This is a genomic window from Pseudomonas serbiensis, assembly GCF_030580745.1.
GTDB lineage: Bacteria > Pseudomonadota > Gammaproteobacteria > Pseudomonadales > Pseudomonadaceae > Aquipseudomonas > Aquipseudomonas serbiensis.
The window spans coordinates 60,759-82,294 of the sequence record NZ_JAUQOO010000006.1; the positions used below are offsets into that span (position 1 = coordinate 60,759).

Annotated in this window: 16 protein-coding genes; 8 read left to right on the forward strand and 8 right to left on the reverse strand. The window is 58.3% G+C overall.

The genetic code is table 11. From position 1 onward, the window contains the following. Nucleotides 1-55 precede the first annotated feature (55 nt). On the reverse strand, nucleotides 56-1,054 hold the full coding sequence (locus Q6A51_RS09820) for a D-cysteine desulfhydrase (RefSeq protein ID WP_304574705.1): 999 nt from the start codon (nucleotides 1,052-1,054) through the stop codon (nucleotides 56-58). A gap of 197 nt (nucleotides 1,055-1,251) precedes the next feature. Between Q6A51_RS09820 and epsC the strand changes: the two genes are divergently transcribed. Next, complete coding sequence (gene epsC / locus Q6A51_RS09825; protein ID WP_201018907.1) at nucleotides 1,252-2,205, forward strand: serine O-acetyltransferase EpsC; 954 nt, start codon at nucleotides 1,252-1,254, stop codon at nucleotides 2,203-2,205. A gap of 298 nt (nucleotides 2,206-2,503) precedes the next feature. Then, the gene (gene betT, locus Q6A51_RS09830; RefSeq protein WP_236124185.1) at nucleotides 2,504-4,462 is read left to right on the forward strand and encodes a choline transporter BetT; all 1,959 of its coding nucleotides are present in this window, start codon (nucleotides 2,504-2,506) and stop codon (nucleotides 4,460-4,462) included. A gap of 120 nt (nucleotides 4,463-4,582) precedes the next feature. Here betT and Q6A51_RS09835 read toward each other — a convergent pair whose 3' ends face one another. Next, complete coding sequence (locus tag Q6A51_RS09835) at nucleotides 4,583-5,629, reverse strand: LacI family DNA-binding transcriptional regulator (protein WP_201003944.1); 1,047 nt, start codon at nucleotides 5,627-5,629, stop codon at nucleotides 4,583-4,585. Between the two features lie 216 nt (nucleotides 5,630-5,845). Between Q6A51_RS09835 and Q6A51_RS09840 the strand changes: the two genes are divergently transcribed. From Q6A51_RS09840 to mgrA, 4 genes are all read left to right on the forward strand, one after another. Further along, a complete protein-coding gene (locus Q6A51_RS09840; protein ID WP_304574706.1) occupies nucleotides 5,846-8,113 on the forward strand; it encodes a TonB-dependent receptor in 2,268 nt (755 codons plus the stop codon). Nucleotides 8,114-8,158: 45 nt separating this feature from the next. Continuing rightward, nucleotides 8,159-9,487, forward strand: coding sequence for an LLM class flavin-dependent oxidoreductase (locus tag Q6A51_RS09845; protein ID WP_304574707.1), 1,329 nt, complete (start codon nucleotides 8,159-8,161; stop codon nucleotides 9,485-9,487). 153 nt (nucleotides 9,488-9,640) lie between these two features. Beyond that, entirely contained in the window at nucleotides 9,641-10,585 is a 945-nt protein-coding gene (locus Q6A51_RS09850; RefSeq protein WP_304574708.1) for a sulfonate ABC transporter substrate-binding protein, read from the forward strand. A 49-nt stretch (nucleotides 10,586-10,634) separates the two neighbouring features. Next, nucleotides 10,635-11,672, forward strand: coding sequence for an L-glyceraldehyde 3-phosphate reductase (mgrA, locus tag Q6A51_RS09855; protein WP_201018902.1), 1,038 nt, complete (start codon nucleotides 10,635-10,637; stop codon nucleotides 11,670-11,672). Nucleotides 11,673-11,734: 62 nt separating this feature from the next. Here mgrA and ntrC read toward each other — a convergent pair whose 3' ends face one another. The 6 genes from ntrC to glnA form a co-directional block, all read right to left on the reverse strand. Further along, nucleotides 11,735-13,171 (reverse strand): nitrogen regulation protein NR(I), encoded by a 1,437-nt coding sequence (gene ntrC / locus Q6A51_RS09860; RefSeq protein ID WP_201003934.1) that lies wholly within the window; start codon nucleotides 13,169-13,171, stop codon nucleotides 11,735-11,737. Then, nucleotides 13,168-14,253 carry a nitrogen regulation protein NR(II) gene (glnL, locus tag Q6A51_RS09865; RefSeq protein ID WP_201003932.1) on the reverse strand — a complete coding sequence of 362 codons (1,086 nt, stop codon included), beginning with the start codon at nucleotides 14,251-14,253 and terminating at the stop codon, nucleotides 13,168-13,170. The genes ntrC and glnL overlap by 4 nt, the downstream gene beginning before the upstream one ends. A gap of 305 nt (nucleotides 14,254-14,558) precedes the next feature. Further along, complete coding sequence (locus Q6A51_RS09870) at nucleotides 14,559-15,203, reverse strand: DUF4124 domain-containing protein (RefSeq protein WP_236250213.1); 645 nt, start codon at nucleotides 15,201-15,203, stop codon at nucleotides 14,559-14,561. Continuing rightward, complete coding sequence (locus tag Q6A51_RS09875) at nucleotides 15,187-15,714, reverse strand: DUF4124 domain-containing protein (protein ID WP_304574709.1); 528 nt, start codon at nucleotides 15,712-15,714, stop codon at nucleotides 15,187-15,189. Before Q6A51_RS09875 ends, Q6A51_RS09870 begins: the two co-directional genes overlap by 17 nt. Nucleotides 15,715-15,748: 34 nt before the next feature. Then, complete coding sequence (locus Q6A51_RS09880; RefSeq protein ID WP_201018900.1) at nucleotides 15,749-16,171, reverse strand: cupin domain-containing protein; 423 nt, start codon at nucleotides 16,169-16,171, stop codon at nucleotides 15,749-15,751. Between the two features lie 170 nt (nucleotides 16,172-16,341). After that, nucleotides 16,342-17,748 carry a glutamate--ammonia ligase gene (gene glnA / locus Q6A51_RS09885; protein WP_201003928.1) on the reverse strand — a complete coding sequence of 469 codons (1,407 nt, stop codon included), beginning with the start codon at nucleotides 17,746-17,748 and terminating at the stop codon, nucleotides 16,342-16,344. Between the two features lie 332 nt (nucleotides 17,749-18,080). On the opposite strand from glnA, the gene thiI reads away from it, so the two are divergent. Together thiI and typA are read left to right on the forward strand one after the other, a co-directional pair. Continuing rightward, complete coding sequence (thiI, locus tag Q6A51_RS09890) at nucleotides 18,081-19,535, forward strand: tRNA uracil 4-sulfurtransferase ThiI (RefSeq protein ID WP_304574710.1); 1,455 nt, start codon at nucleotides 18,081-18,083, stop codon at nucleotides 19,533-19,535. Nucleotides 19,536-19,675: 140 nt separating this feature from the next. Beyond that, entirely contained in the window at nucleotides 19,676-21,496 is a 1,821-nt protein-coding gene (gene typA / locus Q6A51_RS09895; RefSeq protein ID WP_201003925.1) for a translational GTPase TypA, read from the forward strand. Nucleotides 21,497-21,536 lie beyond the last annotated feature (40 nt).

The following is a 21,536-nucleotide window of genomic DNA, read 5'->3' on the forward strand; positions in this document are numbered from 1 at the left end:
AGAACTAAAAAGCATCTTCAGTTTTTCTTTCGGTATATGCGTCGGCGCCGCTTCATTAGCTGCTGAACACACCCGGATAAGCAAACAACGCTGGCGCACCACCGGTGTGCAGGAAGATCAGCGGACCGTCATTGAAGCGCTGACGCCCGATGCCATCGAGCAGGCCCGCCATGGCCTTGCCGGTGTAGACCGGATCAAGCAGCAGCCCCTCGTGGCTGGCCACCAGTTTGATTGCCGAGAGCGTGCCTGCGTTAGGTTCACCATAGCGCGGGCCGAAGTATTCGTCCCACAGTTGCACCTTGAAGGCGGGGGGGAGTGCGACATCAAGCAACTCGGCGGTACGTTCGGCCAGGCCTTGGACCTTGGGGAACTGGGCTTCTTCGCTGCGGGAAACGGTGACGCCAATCACGGGCAGTTCGGGCAACTGCTCAGCCAGCGCCAGGGCCAGACCGCTGTGGGTGCCAGCGCTGCCGGAGGCCAGTACCACGGCGGCGAAATCAAGGCCGGTCTGCTTGATCTGCTCGGCCAGTTCCAGCCCGGCACGCACATAGCCCAGTGCGCCTACGGCACTGGAGCCGCCAATCGGTACGAGGTAAGGCTTCTTGCCACTGGTGCGCAGGCGTGCGGCCAGGGCTTGCAGTTGCTCATCGGCGTTATCGAGGTTTTCCACCAGTTCGACTTTGGCGTCGAACAGATCCAGCAGCAGGCGATTGCCGTTGTGCAGGTAGTTGGTGTCTTCAGTGCCGATGGGGTTTTCCAGCAGCGCAACGCAACCCAGCCCGAGACGAGCGGCCAGTGCTGCGGTCTGGCGCACATGGTTGGACTGGATTGCGCCGGCTGTGATCAGTGTGTCGGCACCCTGAGCCAGTGCGTCGGCCGCCAGGTATTCCAGTTTGCGTACCTTGTTGCCGCCCAGCGCAAGGGTCGTGGTGTCATCGCGCTTGATATAGATATCACGGCCCGCCCAGGTCGACAGGCGCTCAAGCTTTTCCAGCGGGGTGGGAGCGCCTATCAGGTCAAGGCGATTGAAACGTGCCAGCTGTTTTTTGATCATCGTGGTAGATAAGCCGAGAAGGGAGTTATCGGACTATATGCAGAGGTTTCCTGCACGGCAACCCACGATGTTTTATGACAAGGGGGTTAAAGCCCTACGCAAATTGTTATTTTTTCCGCACAAATGTTTGCCGTAGAGTGGAGGCCGCAGTGGCCACCATCATCGGGTTGCCTTCTTTGAATCAAGGAGAGTTCAGCGTGAGCGATATTCCAGAAGCACCTGCCCCAGGCCGCTCCAGCCATTGGCAGTTGCAGCGGATCGTCAGCCAGTTGCGCACAGCGCGAGAAGACTGGCGTACTCGCAACAGGCGGGTGAGCGGTGAACATGGTGGTCGGGAGCTGCCTTCCCGGGCGGCCATGGGCGAGATTCTCGAAGCCTTGAGCGGTGCCTTGTTTCCCATGCGTCTGGGGCCGGTGGATCTGCGCGAAGAAAGCGAGGATTTCTACGTCGGTCATACCCTGGATGTGGCGCTCAATGCGCTGTTGGCCCAGGCTCGGCTGGAGTTGCGTTACGTGGCGCATCAACAGGGCGGCGAGACTCAGGGGATCGACGAACGGGCGCTGGAACTGATCCAGGATTTCGCCACGGCCTTGCCAGCCATTCGCCTGCTGCTCGATACCGACGTGCTGGCTGCCTATCATGGCGATCCGGCTGCGCGCAGTGTCGATGAGGTTCTGTTGTGCTATCCGGGCATTCTTGCGGTGATCCATCACCGGTTGGCGCATCACCTGTATCGGGCCGGTCTGCCTCTGTTGGCGCGTATCAGTTCGGAAATCGCCCATTCTTCCACCGGCATCGACATCCACCCTGGCGCACAGATCGGGCCGAGCTTCTTTATCGACCATGGCACGGGCGTGGTGATTGGCGAAACGGCCATTATTGGTGAGCGGGTCAGGATCTATCAGGCGGTGACACTGGGCGCCAAGCGTTTCCCGGCAGACGAAGATGGCCAGTTGCAGAAAGGTCATGCACGTCACCCGATCGTCGAAGACGATGTGGTGATCTATGCCGGTGCGACCATTCTTGGGCGTATCACCATCGGCAAGGGCTCGACCATCGGCGGCAACGTCTGGCTGACCCGTAGCGTCCCGGCCGGTTGCAACCTGACCCAGGCCAACCTGCTGCAACAGGACGACGGAACTCAGAAGTAAGAGAGTTGGTAGTTTCAAGCTTCAAGCTTCAAGCTTCAAGCTTGTGGCTTGTGGCTTGTGGCTTGCCACTTGCCACTGTTGCTCCTTGGCGTAGGGAACGATCCTGCGCCATCGTGCGTCATATCCCGGTCTGAGCCCGCATTCCCCTGTATGCGATTTGTTTTTTGCAGGTAGTTTTCTGCCCGCTCATACCAGGAGTCCTTCCCGTGTTCCCCTCTTTTTATGGCGCTTTTTGTCTTGAAGCAGAGGCGTGCCGTTCATGAGTACGTCCGTTTCCCCATCCAGCGGCCAGGTCCGCATGAATGCTCCGGTGTTCTACTTTGCCGCGAGTGTCATCCTGATCTTTGGCGTCACCGTAATTGCTTTCCCGCAAGCCAGCGGCGAATGGTTATTGGCAGCGCAGAACTGGGCGGCCAATACGGTTGGCTGGTACTACATGCTGGCCATGACGCTGTATCTGGTCTTCGTGGTGGTCACCGCCTTGTCTGGCTACGGCAAGATCAAGCTCGGTGCCGACCACGACGAGCCCGAGTTCAGCTATCTGTCATGGGCGGGCATGTTGTTTGCCGCCGGGATCAGCATCACGCTGTTCTTCTTCTGTGTCTCCGAGCCTCTGACCCACATGCTCCAACCGCCACAGGGCGAGGGCGGAACCACTGAATCTGCGCGTCAGGCCATGCAGTTGCTGTTCCTGCACTGGGGCTTGCATGGCTGGGGCGTATTTGCCTTCGTCGGCATGGCACTGGCTTACTTCGCCTATCGGCACAACCTGCCGCTGGCCTTGCGCTCGGCGCTGTACCCGCTGATCGGCAAGCGTATCAACGGCCCTATCGGTTATGCCGTCGATGGCTTTGGCATCATCGCGACCATCTTTGGTCTTGGCGCCGATATGGGATTCGGCGTGCTTCACCTGAACTCGGGGCTGGATTACCTGTTCGGCGTGTCCCATACCCAATGGATTCAGGTCGGGTTGATCACGTTGATGATGGGCGCTGCAATTCTGGTAGCCGTCTCGGGCGTCGACAAGGGCGTGCGAGTCATGTCCGACATCAACATGCTGCTCGCCTGCGCACTGCTGCTGTTCGTCTTGTTCGCCGGCCCTACTCAACATCTGCTCAACACGCTGGTGCAGAACATCGGCGACTATCTGGGCGCACTGCCGACCAAGAGTTTCGATGTCTATGCCTACAGTAGCGACGCCAATGGCTGGCTGGGCGGCTGGACGGTTTTCTATTGGGCCTGGTGGATTGCATGGGCGCCTTTCGTAGGCCTGTTCATTGCGCGTATTTCCCGTGGCCGGACCATTCGCGAATTCGTCTTTGGCGTGCTGCTGATCCCGCTGGGTTTCACCCTCGCCTGGATGTCGATATTCGGTAACAGCGCCATCGAGCAAGTGCTCAACCACGGCATGACTGCGCTGGGACAGTCAGCCATCGATGATCCGTCGATGACCCTGTACCTGCTGCTGGAAACCTATCCATGGAGCAAGACTGTCATTGCAGTGACGGTGTTCATCAGCTTCGTCTTCTTCGTCACCTCGGCGGACTCGGGCACTGTAGTGCTGTCTACCCTGTCGGCCAAGGGCGGCGGCCCGGACGAAGACGGTCCGAAATGGCTGCGTGTGTTCTGGGGTGTGGCGACAGCGGTGATTACCAGCGGGTTGCTGTTCTCCGGCAGCATCGATGCGCTGAAGTCCGCCGTCGTGCTGACCTCGCTGCCGTTCTCGCTGATTCTGCTGCTGATGATGTGGGGGCTGCACAAGGCGTTCTTCATGGAGAGCCAACGCCAGATCGCCCAGACCTACTCGCTGGCCCCGGCTTCCGGTGCGCGACGTGGAGGCTGGCGACAGCGCCTTAGCCAGGCCGTGCACTATCCATCGCGTGACGAGGTCTATCGCTTCCTCGACCAGACCGTGCGCCCTGCGATTGAAGAAGTGACTGCGGTGTTCGTTGAGAAAGGCCTGAGTGTCGATACTCAACCCGATCCATCCAACGACTCCGTCAGCCTGGAAATCGGCCACGGCGAAGAACGACCGTTCATTTACCAGGTGCAGATGAAAGGCTTCTTCACCCCGTCATTCGCCCGCGGCGGCATGGGCTCGAAACAACTGAACAACCGTCGTTACTACCGAGCCGAAGTCCACTTGAGCGAAGGCAGCCAGGACTACGATCTGGTGGGCTACACCAAGGAACAGGTCATCAACGACATACTGGACCAGTACGAACGGCATATGCAGTTTTTGCATTTGGTGAGGTAGGGGCAAGCTGCAAGCTTTAAGCCTCAAGTCAAAAGCTTGTAGCTTGTAGCTTGTAGCTTGTAGCTTGTAGCTTGTAGCTTGTAGCTTGCAGCTTGCGGCTTATAACTTGCAGCTACATTGTCACGTACTTTCCCGCTCAATCAGGCTGCAATCGAGCAGGTTCAGCCTTTGTATTTCCCCTTCCAGCGGCAGTACGCCCAGGCTTTCCAGTACGCGCTGTGCAGCCAGGACGCCGATTTCCAGGGCGGGTGGTTTGATGGTGCTGAGGCTGGGCATCATCATTTGTGCGAAGGCGTAGTCGCCAAAGCCCATGACCGCGCAGTCCTTTGGTATTTGCAGGCCTGCGCGCTGGCTGGCGAGCAGTCCACCGGCGGCCAGGTTGTCGTTGGCGAAGAAGATGGCGTCGGGCCTGGTTGCGCGGCTCATGAGCGCATCCATCGCCTGTTTGCCTGCCTCGAAGGGTGCCAGCCCTTCATCCGGGACGAAGACTGTGGGTTTCAGGCCGAATGTTTCCAGGGTGGCTATGTAGCCGTCACGACGTTCCAGAGCACTGAAGTCACCTGCCATGCTGTTCTGCACGAAGGCGATGCGTCGGTAGCCCTTGTCATGCAGATAACGTGTAGCGGTGACGCCCACTTCGTAATGCGAGAACCCGATCTGGATCGGGCTGCGACCAGGTTGGTGGTCCCAGGTTTCGATCACCGGGATATCCGCCTGCTCGATCATTTTCTCTGTGGCAGCACTGTGAAAGCGGCTGGTCAGCACCAGCGCTGCCGGTGACCAGCCCAGAAATGCCCGTACCGCGCTTTCTTCCTGTTCGGTGGAGAAGTAGCTGGAGGCCAGTAGCAACTGGAAGCCGTGCTTGCTCAAGGTATCGCTGAAGCCCTGAATGGTGTTGGCGAAGATCGGGCCGGAAATGTTGGGAATCACCATGGCCACGACCCGGCTGCGCGCCGATGCCAGGCCTCCTGCCACCAGATTGGGTACATAGCCCAGTTGATTGACCGCTGCGGCGATGCGTTCGCGCAGTTCGGGGGAAACCTGATCCGGCTGGTTGAAATAACGCGACACGGTAATGGCCGAAACGCCTGCCTGCTTTGCCACGCCAGTGATGGTCACGCGGCCTGCGCCTCGGCGTTTGCGTGTCGCAGGAATCTCGTCAGCCATGTGCAGTCACTTCGTATAAAAGAAAAAAGAATATAAAGGTAATTTTTCAGTATTTGACGATCTATGTGTCGGTTACTGATACTGGCGATGTTAGCGCTAACAAACTGGTTTGTCTGCTACTCGCCACCGCGAATGCCCGAACCCGGTTAGCCAGCAATTTCAGACGTCAGTGCTTGAACACTGACCGACCAGGGCACATATCAGGCAGGCACGCAGATGCACACAACACTTGGGGATAGCGTCAAACACAACCTTCTGGCGCAAGCCGTCGGCCAGGCCAACACGGCGCGCGGACGTCGTTGCGGCATGCTGCTGATGGGCCTGGCGGCTTTGCCGCTGGCTCCGGCGATGGCCGAAACCGAAGCCACGCAGAACGCCGAGGCGCCCACGCTCAAAGCGGTCACCGTTACCGCCACGCGCCGCGAAGAGTCGTTGCAGAAGGTGCCTGTCGCAGTTTCCGTGGTTGAAGGCGAGCAACTGGAGCGCGACAACCGCAATGGTGTTTCCAGCATCGTGCAGCAGATCCCGACCCTGAACTTCCGCACCGGCGCTTCCAACAAGGACACCTCGCTGTTCATCCGTGGTGTGGGCACTATCTCCACATCGCCGGGCGTCGAGCCGACCGTTGCGACGGTCATCGACGGTGTCGTGCTCGGTCGTCCCGGCCAGGCAACCCTGGACCTGCTGGATCTGGAGCGCATCGAAGTCCTGCGCGGCCCTCAGGGCACGTTGTTCGGCAAGAACGCTTCGGCCGGTGTGCTCAACGTGGTCACCAAGGCTCCGACCGAAGAGACACATGGCTATATCGATCAGTCCTATTTCAGCGGTAACGAAAGCCGCACGCGCTTCGGTATCGGCGGCAGCCTGATTCCGCAGACCCTCAAGGGCTCGATCACTACCCTGTTCGGCAGCTACGACGGCAACGTCGACAACAAGCTCAACGGTCAGGAAGTCAACGGCTATAACCGTAAGGGCGCACGGGGCAAGCTGGAGTTCACCCCGAATGACGACATCAAGTTCACCCTGACCGCCGACTACATGGAGGCTCATGACGATGCGCCCAACGGCGTGGTCAGCAAGTCGCTGACGCCAGCGTTCAGCAGTGCCTTGTCGCCTGTACGGGCCGACAGCGACAACCGCGATGTGAACAGCGATTACCGCAGCCATGTCGATGACATCAACAAAGGCTTGTCCGGCCAACTGGACTGGAAGCTGGGCGACTACACCCTGACCTCCATCACCGCCTGGCGCGGCTGGGACAACACCCAGTATCAGGATGGCGATCGTCTCGGCACCATCACCGCTGCATTCCCCGGCACCGAAGACAAGGGCCAGCTGGAGTACAACCAGTATTCTCAGGAACTGCGCCTGGCTTCGCCGAAAGGTGAGTTCCTGGAGTATGTCGGCGGCCTGTTCTACATGCATGGCAAGAGCGATGAAACCTATCAGCGCACCTTGATCACGCCAACGACCCAGGACCGTGGCATCGCCGACTACAGCACTACCAGTGAAAGCTACTCGGTATTTGGTGAAACCACCTTCAACTTCACGCCTGATTTCCGTGCGATCGCCGGCCTGCGCTGGACCCACGACAAGCTGGAATATGACCACCGTCGTGTATCCACCTCGGCCACTACGGTCAGCGGCATCCAGCCGGCGACCAGCAGCTCGGGCACCGTGGATGAAGATGGCAAGTCCGGTCGTCTGGGTCTGCAATACGATCTCAGCGATGCGGTGACCACTTATGTCACTTACTCGCGCGGCTACAAAGGCCCGGCTTATAACGTGTTCTTCAACATGCAGCCGCGTGATACCGATGCGCTCAAACCGGAAACTTCCAACACCTGGGAAGTCGGTATCAAGGCCACCAGCTGGAACAATCGCCTGACCACCAACCTGGCGGTCTTCCGCAGCGAGTACGACAACTATCAGGCGAACTTCTTCGACAGCGTGGCCGGGCAGGTGGTAACGCGCCTGATCAACGCCGGTAGTGTCAGCACTGAAGGTGTCGAACTCGATTACGCCTTGCAGGCCACCACCAACCTGAAAATCTCCGGTGCAGTGGCTTACACCAAGGCGCGTATCGACAGCTTCGCATGCCCGGCCGGTGCGGCGGCGTCCTGCAATGTCGATGGCAAGACTCTGCCATACAGCCCTGACTGGAAAAGCTACGTTCGCGCCGACTACACCATCCCGCTGGATAACGGCCTGGACATCGAGCTGGGTACCGATTACAGCTGGCAGAGCGAAGTGCAGTACGACATCAGCCAGAACGCCGACACCAAACAAGGCGCTTACGGCATCTGGAATGCGAGCGTTGCCCTGGCGGATTACAACGCAGGCTGGCGTGTAGCGTTGCTGGGCAAGAACCTGGCTGACAAGTCTTACTCGCCGATGCTGGCCACTGGCGGTAACTACATCTACCGTGCAGTACCACGTGATGACGAGCGTTATTTCGGTGTGCAGTTGCGTAAGGATTTTTGAGCCGTTGCGTGCAACAACCCTCAATGAATCGGTAAGGAGTTGGTTATGAGCGAGTCCGCTCGTCAGTTGAAGTTAGGCGCGTTTCTAATGGCCACCGGGCATCATGTGGCGGCCTGGCGTCACCCGGATGTTCCGGCCAATGCAGGGCTTGATATCAAGCACTACAAGCATCTGGCCAGGGTGGCGGAAGATGCGCGGTTCGACGCATTGTTCGTGGCTGACAGTGTGGCGGCCGCGACCGGAGATATCGCCAGTCACATGGCGCGCTCCGATCATTTCGAGCCGCTGACGCTGCTGTCGGCCCTGAGCGCAGTGACCGATAACATCGGCCTGATTGCAACGGCGACCACGACCTATAACGAGCCTTACCATGTCGCCCGCAAGTTCGCCTCGCTGGATCATCTGTCCGGCGGGCGGGCTGGCTGGAATCTGGTGACTTCCGATGCCGCCGCCGAAGCTCAGAACTTCGGCCGTGAAGAGCATGTGGGACACGCCGAGCGCTATAGTCGTGCCCGCGAGTTTCATCAGGTAGTGACCGGGCTCTGGGACAGCTGGGCGGACGACGCTTTTATCCGCGACAAGGCCTGCGGGGAATATTACGACCCCGCCAAGCTGCATGTGCTCGACCATCACGGCGAACACTTCAATGTCAAAGGCCCGCTGAATGTGGCGCGCTCTCCACAAGGCCAGCCTGTCGTGGTGCAGGCGGGTTCTTCGGAGGTCGGGCGTGATCTGGCGGCGCAAACGGCTGAAGTGGTCTTCACGGCCCAGACTTCACTGGCCGATGCCCAGGCGTTCTACGCCGATATCAAGGGGCGACTGAAGGCATACGGGCGCAGTGCCGAGTCGCTGAAAATCATGCCTGGCGTGTTTATCGTGGTGGCTGAAACCGAGGCTGAGGCTCAGGCTAAATTCGAGTCGTTCCAGGATCTGGTCGACCCTCATGTGGGCGTGGCGTTGCTGGGCCGCATGCTGGGCAACTTCGATCTGTCGGGCTATCCGCTTGATGGACCGTTGCCGGAACTGCCATTGACCGACAGCGGCCAGCGCAGTCGGCAAAAGCTGCTGACCGATCTGGCCGAGAAGGAAAACCTGAACCTTGCGCAACTGGGACGTCGCATCGCCGGTGGCCGAGGGCATTACAGCCTGATCGGCACGCCAGCGCAGATCGCCGATGAGCTACAGACCTGGTTCGAGCAAGGTGCTGCGGACGGCTTCAACGTGCTGGTACCGCATCTGCCGGGCGGTCTGGAAGATGTGGCCCGCCTGCTGGTGCCTGAGCTGCAACGCCGCGGATTGTTCCGCACCGAATACGAAGGTTCGACCCTGCGTGAAAACCTCGGGCTGCAAAGACCATCGAACCGGTTTGAGTAACTGACGACTGTAGGAGCGGGTTCATCCGCGAGACGCCATTGAAGGCGACAGATCTTCTGCGGATGTACCGGCCTCTCGCGAATGAGCGGAGCGCCGCCCGATTCGCTCCTGCGATGGTTTTGCAGTGCAATCCTATTCATAAGGAAAACTCCCATGAAACCACAGGCCTTCATCGCCGCCGTCCTGACCTTGTGCGGGGTGTTCAACACCGCGATTGCCAAAGAGCCGGACGCCCTGCGCATCGGCTATCAGAAGGGCTCCATCACACTGGTACTGGCCAAGGAACACGGCTTGCTGGAAAAGCGCTTCGCCAATACCCAGATCAAGTGGATCGAGTTTCCAGCCGGGCCGCAGATGCTTGAGGCCTTGAATATCGGCAGTCTGGATATCGCTTCGACCGGTGATATCCCGCCGATCTTCGCTCAGGTGGCAGGCGCCGATCTGGTGTACATCGGCGCCGAGCCGGCCAAGCCGCAAGCTGAAACCATACTGGTGCGCAACGACAGCCCGCTCAAAGGCGTGACTGACCTGAAAGGCCGCAAGGTCGCGTTGCAGAAAGGCTCCAGCGCCCACAATCTGGTGTTGCGTGCCTTGAACAAGGCCGGTCTGAGCTTCAAGGATATCCAGCCGATCTACCTGACTCCGGCCGATGCCCGTGCCGCGTTTGAAAACGGCAGCGTCGATGCCTGGGCCATCTGGGACCCCTATTACTCCATCGCCATCAATGAAGGGCACAGCCGTGTGCTGGCCAATGGCGAAGGGCTTGGGTTGTCCGGTCCGATCTACACGGCTCGTCGAGCCTATGCCGAGAGCAACGGTGATTTCGTTCAGCAGGTATTGAACGAACTGAGCGCCGCCGACGCGCTGACCCGTAGCCAGCGTGCCGAGAGTATCCAGATACTGTCGCGCAGCATGGGCTTGCCTGAAGCGGTGATCGGTCAGTACATCGACCATCGTCCAGAATCACCCAGCCTGCCGATCACGCCTGAAATCATCCGCGCCCAACAGGCCACCGCCGATCTGTTCTACGAGAACCGACTGGTGCCCAAGCGGGTCGATGTACAGCAGGCTGTATTGAAGGGAGGCGTTCGCGAATGAATTCATTCACGCGAAGGCCATCCGAAACCACCTTACAAGAGAGGACTCAATGACCTACATCGCTGCCGAAAACCGCTATAACGACATGCCTTATCGCCGTACCGGCCGCAGTGGGCTGGTGTTGCCGGCTCTCTCGCTTGGTCTTTGGCACAACTTCGGTGACACCACGCCCATCGAAACCCAGCGCGCCATGCTGCGCACGGCATTCGATCTGGGGATCAATCATTTCGATCTGGCCAACAACTACGGCCCGCCCTATGGCAGTGCCGAAGTCAATTTCGGTCGTTTGCTGCGCGAAGACTTCAAGCAGTACCGCGATGAACTGATCATCTCCACCAAGGCAGGCTGGGACATGTGGCCTGGGCCTTACGGGCAGGGTGGCGGGTCACGCAAGTACGTGCTGGCCAGCCTCGACCAGAGCCTGCAACGCCTGGGCCTCGACTATGTGGATATCTTCTATTCCCATCGCTTCGACCCTGATACTCCGCTGGAGGAAACCGCTGGCGCACTGGCCACTGCCGTGCAGCAGGGCAAGGCGTTGTACATCGGTATTTCTTCCTACTCAGGCTCGAAAACCCGCGAAATTGCCGCGCTGCTGAAAGAGTGGAAGGTGCCGCTGTTGATCCATCAACCGGCTTACAACCTGCTCAATCGCTGGGTCGAGAAAGATCTGCTCGATGCAACCGAAGAGCTGGGCACTGGCGTGATTGCCTTTACCGCTCTGGCTCAGGGGCTGCTGTCGGACAAGTATCTGAATGGTGTGCCGCAGGACGCTCGGGTCAATCGCCCGGGTGGCGGTTCGTTGCAGGCTTCGCATTTGTCCGAAGAAAACATCGCCCATGTGCGGGCGCTCAACGAGATTGCCAAGCGTCGTGGTCAAAGCCTGGCGCAGATGGCTCTGGCCTGGACGCTGCGTGATCCGCGTGTGACCTCTGCCCTGATTGGTGCCAGCCGTCCGGAGCAGATCATCGAGAACGTCGGCGCGTTGAAGAACCTTGAGTTCAGCAGTGAGGAACTGGCCGAGATCGATCGTTTTGCCGTGGAAGGCGGGATCAACCTCTGGGCCAAGCCTTCGCTGGCCCAATAACTGCGTAGGAGCGAATTCATTCGCTCCTGCAGATCACATCATGAATGGGGGGGAGTGGGGGTTTAACCCTCATCCCCTTCATCGTCATCCCCGCCATCGACCTTCATGCCCAGCTCCTTGATCTTGCGGGTCAAGGTGTTGCGGCCCCAGCCCAGCAGCACGGCGGCGTCGCGACGGCGACCGGCTGTGTGCTTGAGCGCGGTTTCGATCATGATGCGCTCGAAGGTCGGTACGGCGCTGTCCAGCAGGCTGGACTGGCCGCGAGACAGTGCCTGATCGGCCCACTGACGCAATGCCTGTTCCCAGTTGGTCACTGGCGCGGCGTCTTGTGGCAGGCTGAGCAGTTCGGGCGGCAGGTCGCTGATATGCACTTCACGGCCTGAAGCCATGACCGTGATCCAGCGGCAAGTGTTTTCCAGTTGGCGGACGTTGCCCGGCCATGGCAGATGCTTGAGATATTCCTCGGTCTCGGCCTTGAGCAGCTTGGGCTCTACCGCCAGTTCCTGCGCAGCGCGGCTCAGGAAGTGCTTGGCCAGGGTCGGGATGTCTTCGCGACGGTCCGACATGCGTGGAATGTGGATACGGATCACGTTCAGGCGGTGGAACAAGTCTTCACGGAACTTGCCGGCCTGCACCAGTGTTTCGAGGTTCTGGTGAGTTGCGGCAATGATGCGCACATCGACCTTGACCGGCGTATGACCGCCGACCCGATAGAACTCGCCGTCAGCCAGTACGCGCAGCAGGCGCGTCTGAGTATCGGCTGGCATGTCACCGATTTCATCGAGGAACAGCGTGCCGCCATCGGCCTGCTCGAAGCGGCCGCGCCGCAGGTTGGCCGCGCCGGTAAAGGCGCCTTTTTCGTGGCCAAACAGCTCCGACTCCATCAGATCCTTTGGAATCGCTGCCATGTTCAGTGCAATGAACGGCGAAGCCGAGCGCGGGCTGTGGCGGTGCAGGGCGTGGGCGACCAGCTCTTTACCGGTACCCGATTCGCCGTTGATCAGCACGGTGATGTTGGAGTGGCTCAAACGCCCGATGGCGCGAAACACTTCCTGCATCGCTGGCGCTTCACCAATGATTTCCGGGGTGCGGGTCAGGGCAGGTGCAACGTCCAGGCCTTGCTGTTCCTGGGCGTGCTGGTTGGCGCGCTTGACCAGCGAGACAGCTTCATCGACGTCGAAAGGTTTGGGCAGGTACTCGAAAGCACCGCCCTGATACGACGCTACGGCGCTGTCCAGATCCGAATGGGCGGTCATGATGATGACCGGCAGGCGCGGATGCTGCTCGCGAATGCGCGCCAGCAGATCGAGGCCACTGGCACCCGGCATGCGGATATCGGAAATGATCACGTCCGGTTGCTGACGGGCCAGGCGACTCATCACCCCATCCGCGCTATCGAAGCTTTGTGTGGTCATGCCTTCCTGTTGCAGGGCCTTTTCCAGTACCCAGCGGATGGAACGATCGTCATCTACGATCCAGACAGTTTCACTACGGCTCATGTCGAAGCGGCTCCTTGTTCCAGCGGCAGGAATATCGAGAAAGTGGTGTGGCCGGTATGGCTCTCACATTCGATCAGGCCCTGGTGCTGGCTAATGATGTTCTGGGTAATGGCAAGACCGAGTCCCGTACCATCCGGGCGGCCACTGACCATGGGGTAGAAAATGGTTTCCTGAAGCTCGGCCGGAATACCGGGGCCGTTGTCGATGATTTCGATCTTGCTCACCAGACGATGGCGAATGTGCCCGATGGTGAACTGACGCATGGCGCGAGTACGCAAGGTGATTCGTCCCAGGCGCAGCTCGTTCTGGCCGCTGATGGCCTGCATCGCGTTACGCACGATATTGAGCACAGCCTGGATCATTTGTTCACGGTCTATCAGGACGTCGGGGATACTTGGATCATAGTCGCGCACCAAGGTGATGCATCCCTGACTTTCTGCCTCGACCAGGCTGCAGACCCGCTCAAGCACCTCATGAACATTGGTCATGGCCAGTGAGGGCAGCTTGTTGGACCCCAACATCCGGTCCACCAGATTGCGCAGGCGATCGGCTTCCTCGATGATGACGTTGGTGTAGTCCTTGAGGCTTTCTTCAGGCAGCTCTCGGGACAGCAACTGAGCGGCACCGCGAATCCCGCCGAGGGGGTTCTTTATTTCGTGAGCTAGGCCACGCACCAGCATCTTGGTGGTTTCCTGCTTGGACAACTGGGCTTCTTCCTTGGTGATGCGCAGCAGGCGATCACGTGGATGAACCTCAAGCAGCAACAGGGTTTCGCCCTTGTTGAGAATAGGCGTCACCGCATAGTCGACGGTCAGGGTCTGGCCGGTCAGTGCGGTAAGCATGGCTTCACGTTTGGTGAAAGGATGAGCCTGCTCCACAGCCTGACGAAGCGAACTCAGTGCTTCGGCGGACTCGGTGAACAGCTCGCTGATGAATTGCCCATGGCTGCGCTGACCACTGATGGCCAGCAGCATTTCAGCTGCCGGGTTCATGTACTCAAGGCGCAGATCGGCATTGAGCAGAATGGTGGCAGTGGTCAGGTTGTCCAGTAACAGACGGTGCAGCGCGTCGCTGATAGTCATGAATCTTGTTGACCTCTTTTGGCACATTGCAATCGCGGAGGTGCAGGGCTGAGCCGTTCTGGTCAGCATCAGCAAAGCCACTGATACGGGTGCTTAATGGGGTGCTGTATCAGCGAAGTTGCAAGAACCAAACCAAGGCTCCGAAAAGAAGCGTTTTAATTCGCAAAATCGGGCTTTTTTGGGATCGGTGCTCGCATAAAGCGCCGCCTGATGGCTATTTCTGAACCAGAATGGGCTGTATTGATGCGTAGCAGATAGCATGATGCACCATTAAGGTGCTTTGTTGGCGAGATGCTTTTTCCGGCCTAGAAAAAAGGCAGGATGCTGTTTTCTTCTTTGGGCTTGTCCTTGAGCGGACATTCGGGACGTACGCCGTACTCATTGAGCTTGCAGGGGTTGGCGGCACGTTTTTGTGCCAGCGAGATACGCAGCATGTGGAAGGGCTGGTTGGGCGTCTTTTCAAGTACGCGGCCAAACTCGTCGAAGATCTCGACCGACAACTGATGCGTGCCCCGGTCGATATTGCTCAGCGCAAAGACCGGGCTGCGTCCGGGCTGGCCTACAGGTTGCCCATCCAGGAGCAGTCGATAGTTATGGCCGGGTTGCAGGGCCGGTTCGCTGGTGACGGTCACGATCGCATCGCCACTTGTGCTGCGCACTGTCCCGTCAGGTTCGGGTACCAGAACCCGCAGCAGTTGATAGCGAAACATCGCCCTGGCCTTGGGTTTTGCAGGCGTTGCCTGCCGGGTGGGTGCGGGAGGCGTGCCCGTCATGTTGTTGCTGGGCGGGATCTCTACGCGCTTGGCGTTCTTGTGTGGCTGATCGGTAAACACCCGATTGCCATTGGCGTCGATGTAGGTATAGACGTCAGCCGTTGCTGGCAGGGTTGTCAGCAGTAGCAGGGACATCAGCAGGCCATGAATCAGGCGCATTTCAAGGCCCGTTGACATGGACGCGCTGCACGGTGAGGGTCTGTGTCGGGCTTTGCTGGATGATGCGCTGAGAGTCCAGCACCACTACCGCAAAGCTGTGTTCGCCCCGGTCGATATTCACCACTTGAAGGCGTGGGATATTGGTGGGTGTGCCGTAAGGATTGCCGTCCACCAGTAACTGGAGCCTGTGGCCGGATTGCAGGCGCGGCTGAATCTGCACGCCAATCGTGAAGGTGCCGTTATTGGCGCGCAACGCTTCGTCCGTCGGCAGGTCGGTGAGTTCAAGGGTCTGGTAGGCGACTGCGGGTTGCTGCGAGGCCTGCCGCTCTTGCTGGACGGGAGCGGGATTTCTGGGTGCCGGTAACGTATCGACGCTGTTGAGTGGTGGCAGTACGACGGCCTCGGCCTTGGTGCCATCCGGCGGCTGATTGCTGTAGGCCGTATTGCCATTGGCGTCGGTGTATTTGTAGATCTGCGCAGCGGCGGGCCAACTGATCATCAGCAACAGGCAGACAAGGCAAAGACGCATGAAGGCTCCAGTGACAATACGAGGCATGGCCGTTTTACCGGGATAACGGTGTTCCAGCGGCTCCAGCATAGAACACAACGAGTTCGACCGGTGTATTGCCGGTCTTGCCACGGTGAATGATATCCACCATTTCGGCCAGGGTGTCACCTGCTTTGATATGAATGGACTTGCCTCCCTCCTTTGCTTCGACCGTGAGTTCGCCGGAAAGGACATAGGCTGCGTTTGGAACGGGGTGCTGGTGCCATTTCAGCGTGCTGTTCGCCGGGATGGTGATTTTGAGAATGCTCAGTTCCGGCTGGCCCTCGGGATAAGCCTTATAGAGCGTTCCGTCCCATGACTGGGTGGCTTCGAGCAATGTCCGGGATGTGGGTTGGTTTGTGCCCTGCATGCTTTTGTCAGCGAAAGCCATGTTGCCCAATAACAAGCTGGCGACGACCAGCAGGATTTTGATGTTCATGGAGACCCCCGGTTTTGCGATTGATAGATTTCAAGGCGAAACGCAAGGATTCCAAAAAGCTCGGGCAGCAAGGTGCTAAGTATTTACTACATGTCAGTAAAAAAGCGCGGGCATGAAAAAGGCCTCCCGAAGGAGGCCTCATTTACGCCATCAATGCTGGCGCAACTGGATTAGCAGCTGTAGTACAGCTCGTATTCCAGTGGGTGTACGAAAGTACGTACCTTGATTTCTTCTTCGCTTTTCAGGTCGATGTAAGCGTCGATGAAGTCGTCGCTGAAAACGCCGCCTTTGGTCAGGAACGCACGACCTTTGTCCAGCTCTTCCAGGGCTTCTTTCAGGCTGCCGCAAACTTGTGGGATCTCTTTCGCCTCTTCAGGCGGCAGGTCATACAGGTTCTTGTCAGCTGCATCGCCAGGGTGGATCTTGTTCTGGATGCCGTCCAGGCCAGCCATCAACAGTGCAGCGAATGCCAGGTACGGGTTGGCTGCTGGATCCGGGAAGCGGGCTTCGATACGACGGCCGCGTGGGCTGGAGACGTAAGGAATACGGATCGAAGCGGAACGGTTGCGAGCCGAGTAGGCCAGCATTACCGGAGCTTCGAAACCTGGGACCAGACGCTTGTAGGAGTTGGTCGACGGGTTGGTGAAGCCGTTCAGAGCCTTACCGTGCTTGATGATACCGCCGATGAAGTACAGAGCGGTGTCGGACAGGCCGGCATAGCCTTCGCCAGCGAAGGTGTTCTTGCCATCTTTGGCGATGGACAGGTGAACGTGCATGCCCGAACCGTTGTCGCCGTACAGAGGCTTCGGCATGAAGGTCGCAGTGCGGCCATAGGCATCGGCTACGTTGTGAACAACGTATTTCAGGGTTTGAACTTCGTCAGCTTTCTTCACCAGGGTGTTGAACTTGACGCCGATTTCGTTCTGGCCGGCAGTTGCCACTTCGTGGTGGTGAACTTCGACGATCTGGCCCATTTCTTCCAGAGCGTTGCACATTGCGGTGCGGATTTCGTGGTCGTGGTCGACCGGTGGAACCGGGAAGTAGCCGCCTTTGATACCTGGACGGTGGCCTTTGTTGCCGCCTTCCACGTCCTGGTCAGTCATCCACGAGCCTTGCTCGGAGAAGATCTTGAACATGGAGCCGGAGATGTCGGACTTGTATTTGACCGAGTCGAAGATGAAGAACTCAGGCTCCGGACCGACGAATACGGTGTCACCGATACCGGTAGTCTTCAGGTATTCCTCTGCCCGGTGAGCGATGGCGCGTGGGTCGCGATCGTAGCCTTGCATGGTCGAAGGTTCGATGATGTCGCAGACCAGGATCAGGGTCGGCTCTTCGGTGAATGGGTCCAGCACGGCGGAGTCGTCGTCCGGCAGCAGGATCATGTCGGAAGCTTCGATGCCTTTCCAGCCTTCGATGGAGGAACCGTCGAACATCTTGCCGACTTCGAAGAAGTCGTCGTCCAGCGCGTCGCGAGCAGGCATCGTGACGTGTTGCTGCTTGCCTTTGGTGTCAGTGAAGCGCAGATCAATCCATTTAACGTCATGATCTTTGATGAGTTGAACCGACTTCGACATGGTGTCCTCCGGGTGGCTAGGGCCTGGTTATGGTTATGGCCCCTTAAATTTGGGTGATGCCGGCGCAGATACTCTGCCAAGGCAACCTGCCTCACAAGGGAGCAATTTGCATGCCAGTGCCCCGAGTTGGGTTTTTCGCCCCAAACAGAGCCTTTTCGGAGTCAAAAACGGATTTATCGGCAAAATGACGCACCTTTATGGGGCTTTAAAATGCCTTGGCGTGCTTTTTTGGTGCGACGATGATTGGTAGTACGATAACTGGTTAAACCTTGAGCAATTTCCGCTATAATCCGCGCCCCCCTTTTTCGGCCGGCACCTCACGTACCGTTTCCATGAAGCTAATCGTTAAAGTTTTTCCCGAAATCACCATCAAAAGCCCGCCGGTGCGCAAGAAGTTCATCCGCCAGCTGGCCAAGAACATTCGTACCGTGCTCCGGGAACTGGACGCGGACATTGTCGTGGGTGGCGTATGGGACAATCTTGAGGTCGAAACAAGGCTGACCGATCCCAAAGTCCTGCAGGGCATCACCGAGCGCCTGAGCTGCATGCCGGGTATCGCCAATTTCCTGCAGGTTGCCGAGTATCCGCTGGGTGATCTGGATGACATCGTTGCCAAATGCAGGACGCATTACGGCGACCTGCTGCCCGGCAAGATGTTTTCGGTGCGCTGCAAGCGTGCAGGGCGGCATGATTTCAGCTCCATGGACGTCGAAAAATACGTCGGCAGCAAGTTGCGCCAGCAGTGCGGCGCTGCCGGTATCGAGCTGCGAAAGCCCGAACTCGTCGTGCGTATGGAAATCCGCGACCAGCGTCTGTTTGTCATTCATGACCAGCATCAGGGCATGGGCGGTTATCCGCTGGGCGCGCTGGAGCAGACCCTGGTCCTCATGTCGGGCGGTTTCGACTCGACCGTTGCGGCTTACCAGATCATGCGTCGTGGCCTCATGGCGCACTTCTGCTTCTTTAATCTGGGTGGCCGCGCTCATGAGCTGGGTGTTATGGAAGTCGCCCATTTCATCTGGAAGAAGTACGGCAGTTCCCAGCGAGTGCTGTTTGTCAGCGTGCCTTTCGAGGAAGTTCTGGGAGAAATTCTGCAGAAAGTCGATAACAGTCATATGGGTGTAGTTTTGAAGCGTATGATGTTACGCGCTGCCTCATCTGTTGCCGACCGTCTCGAAATCGATGTGCTGGTGACCGGTGAAGCGATTTCGCAGGTGTCCAGCCAGACGCTGCCCAATCTTTCGGTCATCGATTCGGCTACCGACAAACTGGTGCTGCGGCCACTGATTGCCAGCCACAAGCAGGACATCGTCGATCTGGCGACTGAAATCGGCACTGCCGAATTCGCCCGGCACATGCCTGAATATTGCGGGGTGATTTCGGTCAACCCCAAGACCAACGCCAAGCGTAACCGCGTTGAGTACGAAGAGAAGCAGTTTGACATGGCTGTTCTCGAGCGAGCGCTCGAGCGTGCCAGGCTGGTGACCATCGATCGGGTGATCGACGATCTGAGCCAGAATGTCGAAATAGAGGAAGTCAGCCAGGCGCTGGCCAGCCAGGTCATCATCGACATCCGTCACCCGGATGCCCAGGAAGACCTGCCGCTGGAAGTGCCGGGCATAGAAATACAGACGCTGCCGTTCTATGCATTGAACAGCCGCTTCAAGGAACTGGATAACACGCGCCAGTACCTGTTGTATTGCGACAAAGGCGTCATGAGTCGCCTGCATGCTCACCATCTGCTCAGTGAGGGGCATGCCAATGTGCGCGTTTATCGACCGAGCTAAGTGCCCGGGGCTGTTTGCCTGTGGCTTGCGTCACCGGCCCCCCGACACCAGTCGTCAAGCCGTAACGGCTTTTGCCGACTCAATGTTAATTGCTGCCTGACAACAGTCAGCTCACCGAATCCTCTGATCGAGATACACAAGTGATCGAAAATCTACGTAACATCGCCATCATTGCTCACGTTGACCATGGCAAAACTACCCTGGTAGACAAACTTCTGCGTCAGTCCGGCACTCTGGAGCGTAACGAGCTCAACGACGAGCGCGTCATGGACTCCAACGACCAGGAGAAAGAGCGCGGTATTACCATTCTCGCGAAGAACACCGCGATCAACTGGAATGGCTACCACATCAACATCGTGGACACCCCTGGCCACGCCGACTTCGGTGGTGAAGTAGAGCGCGTGATGTCGATGGTCGACTCCGTTCTGCTGCTGGTTGACGCTCAAGACGGCCCTATGCCGCAAACCCGTTTCGTGACCAAGAAGGCTTTCGAAGCCGGCCTGCGTCCAATCGTGGTCATCAACAAGGTTGACCGTCCAGGCGCGCGTCCTGACTGGGTTCTGGACCAGATCTTCGACCTGTTCGACAACCTGGGTGCCACCGAAGAACAGCTGGACTTCAAAGTCGTCTACGCCTCGGCCCTGAACGGTATTGCCGGTCTGGACCACACCGAAATGGCTGAAGACATGACCCCGCTGTACCAGTCGATCGTCGACAACGTACCTGCGCCGTCGGTTGACCGCGATGGTCCGTTCCAGATGCAGATCTCCGCTCTGGACTACAACAGCTTCCTGGGTGTTATCGGTGTTGGCCGTATCGCTCGTGGTCGCGTCAAGCCGAACACTCCGGTTGTTGCTATCGACACCGATGGCAAGAAGCGCAACGGCCGTATCCTGAAACTGATGGGTCACCACGGTCTGCACCGCATCGACGTTGAAGAAGCAGCTGCTGGCGACATCGTCTGCATCAGCGGTTTCGACGAGCTGTTCATCTCCGATACCCTGTGCGACCCGACTGCAGTAGAGGCAATGAAGCCGCTGACCGTCGACGAGCCAACTGTTGCCATGACCTTCCAGGTCAACGACTCGCCTTTCTGCGGTAAAGAAGGCAAGTTCGTCACCAGCCGTAACATCAAGGAACGTCTGGACAAAGAGCTGCTGTACAACGTTGCACTGCGCGTTGAAGAAGGCGACTCGGCTGACAAGTTCAAGGTTTCCGGCCGTGGTGAGCTGCACCTCTCGGTTCTGATCGAAACCATGCGTCGCGAAGGCTTCGAAATGGCCGTAGGTCGTCCGGAAGTGATCATCCGTCTGGTTGACGGCGTGAAACACGAACCGTACGAAAACGTCACCATCGACCTGCCGGAAGATGCACAAGGCGCGATCATGGAGCAAATGGGTCTGCGTAAAGGCGACCTGACCAACATGGTTCCGGATGGCAAAGGCCGTGTTCGCCTTGAGTACAACATCCCGGCTCGTGGCCTGATCGGTTTCCGTAACGAGTTCCTGACCCTGACCTCCGGTGCAGGCATCCTGACCTCGATCTTCGACCGTTACGACGTGATGAAGTCCGGCGACATGTCCGGCCGTCAGAACGGCGTTCTGGTTTCGGTTGAAACCGGCAAGGCTCTGACCTACTCCCTGGAAACCCTGCAAGCGCGCGGCAAGCTGTTCGTTGAGCACGGTCAGGAGATCTACAACGGTCAGATCGTTGGTCTGAACAGCCGTGACAACGACCTGGGCGTCAACCCAACCAAAGGCAAGAAGCTCGACAACATGCGTGCTTCGGGTAAAGACGAAACCATCGCTCTGGTTCCACCTGTCAAGTTCACTCTGGAACAGGCTCTGGAATTCATCCAGGACGACGAGCTGTGCGAAGTGACGCCGAAGTCGATCCGTCTTCGCAAGAAGATCCTCGACGAAAGCGAGCGTACCCGCGCTGCCAAGAAAGCCAAGGCTTGATATCTAGCCCCGGCTGAATGAAAAACGCCCCCGGTCGAAA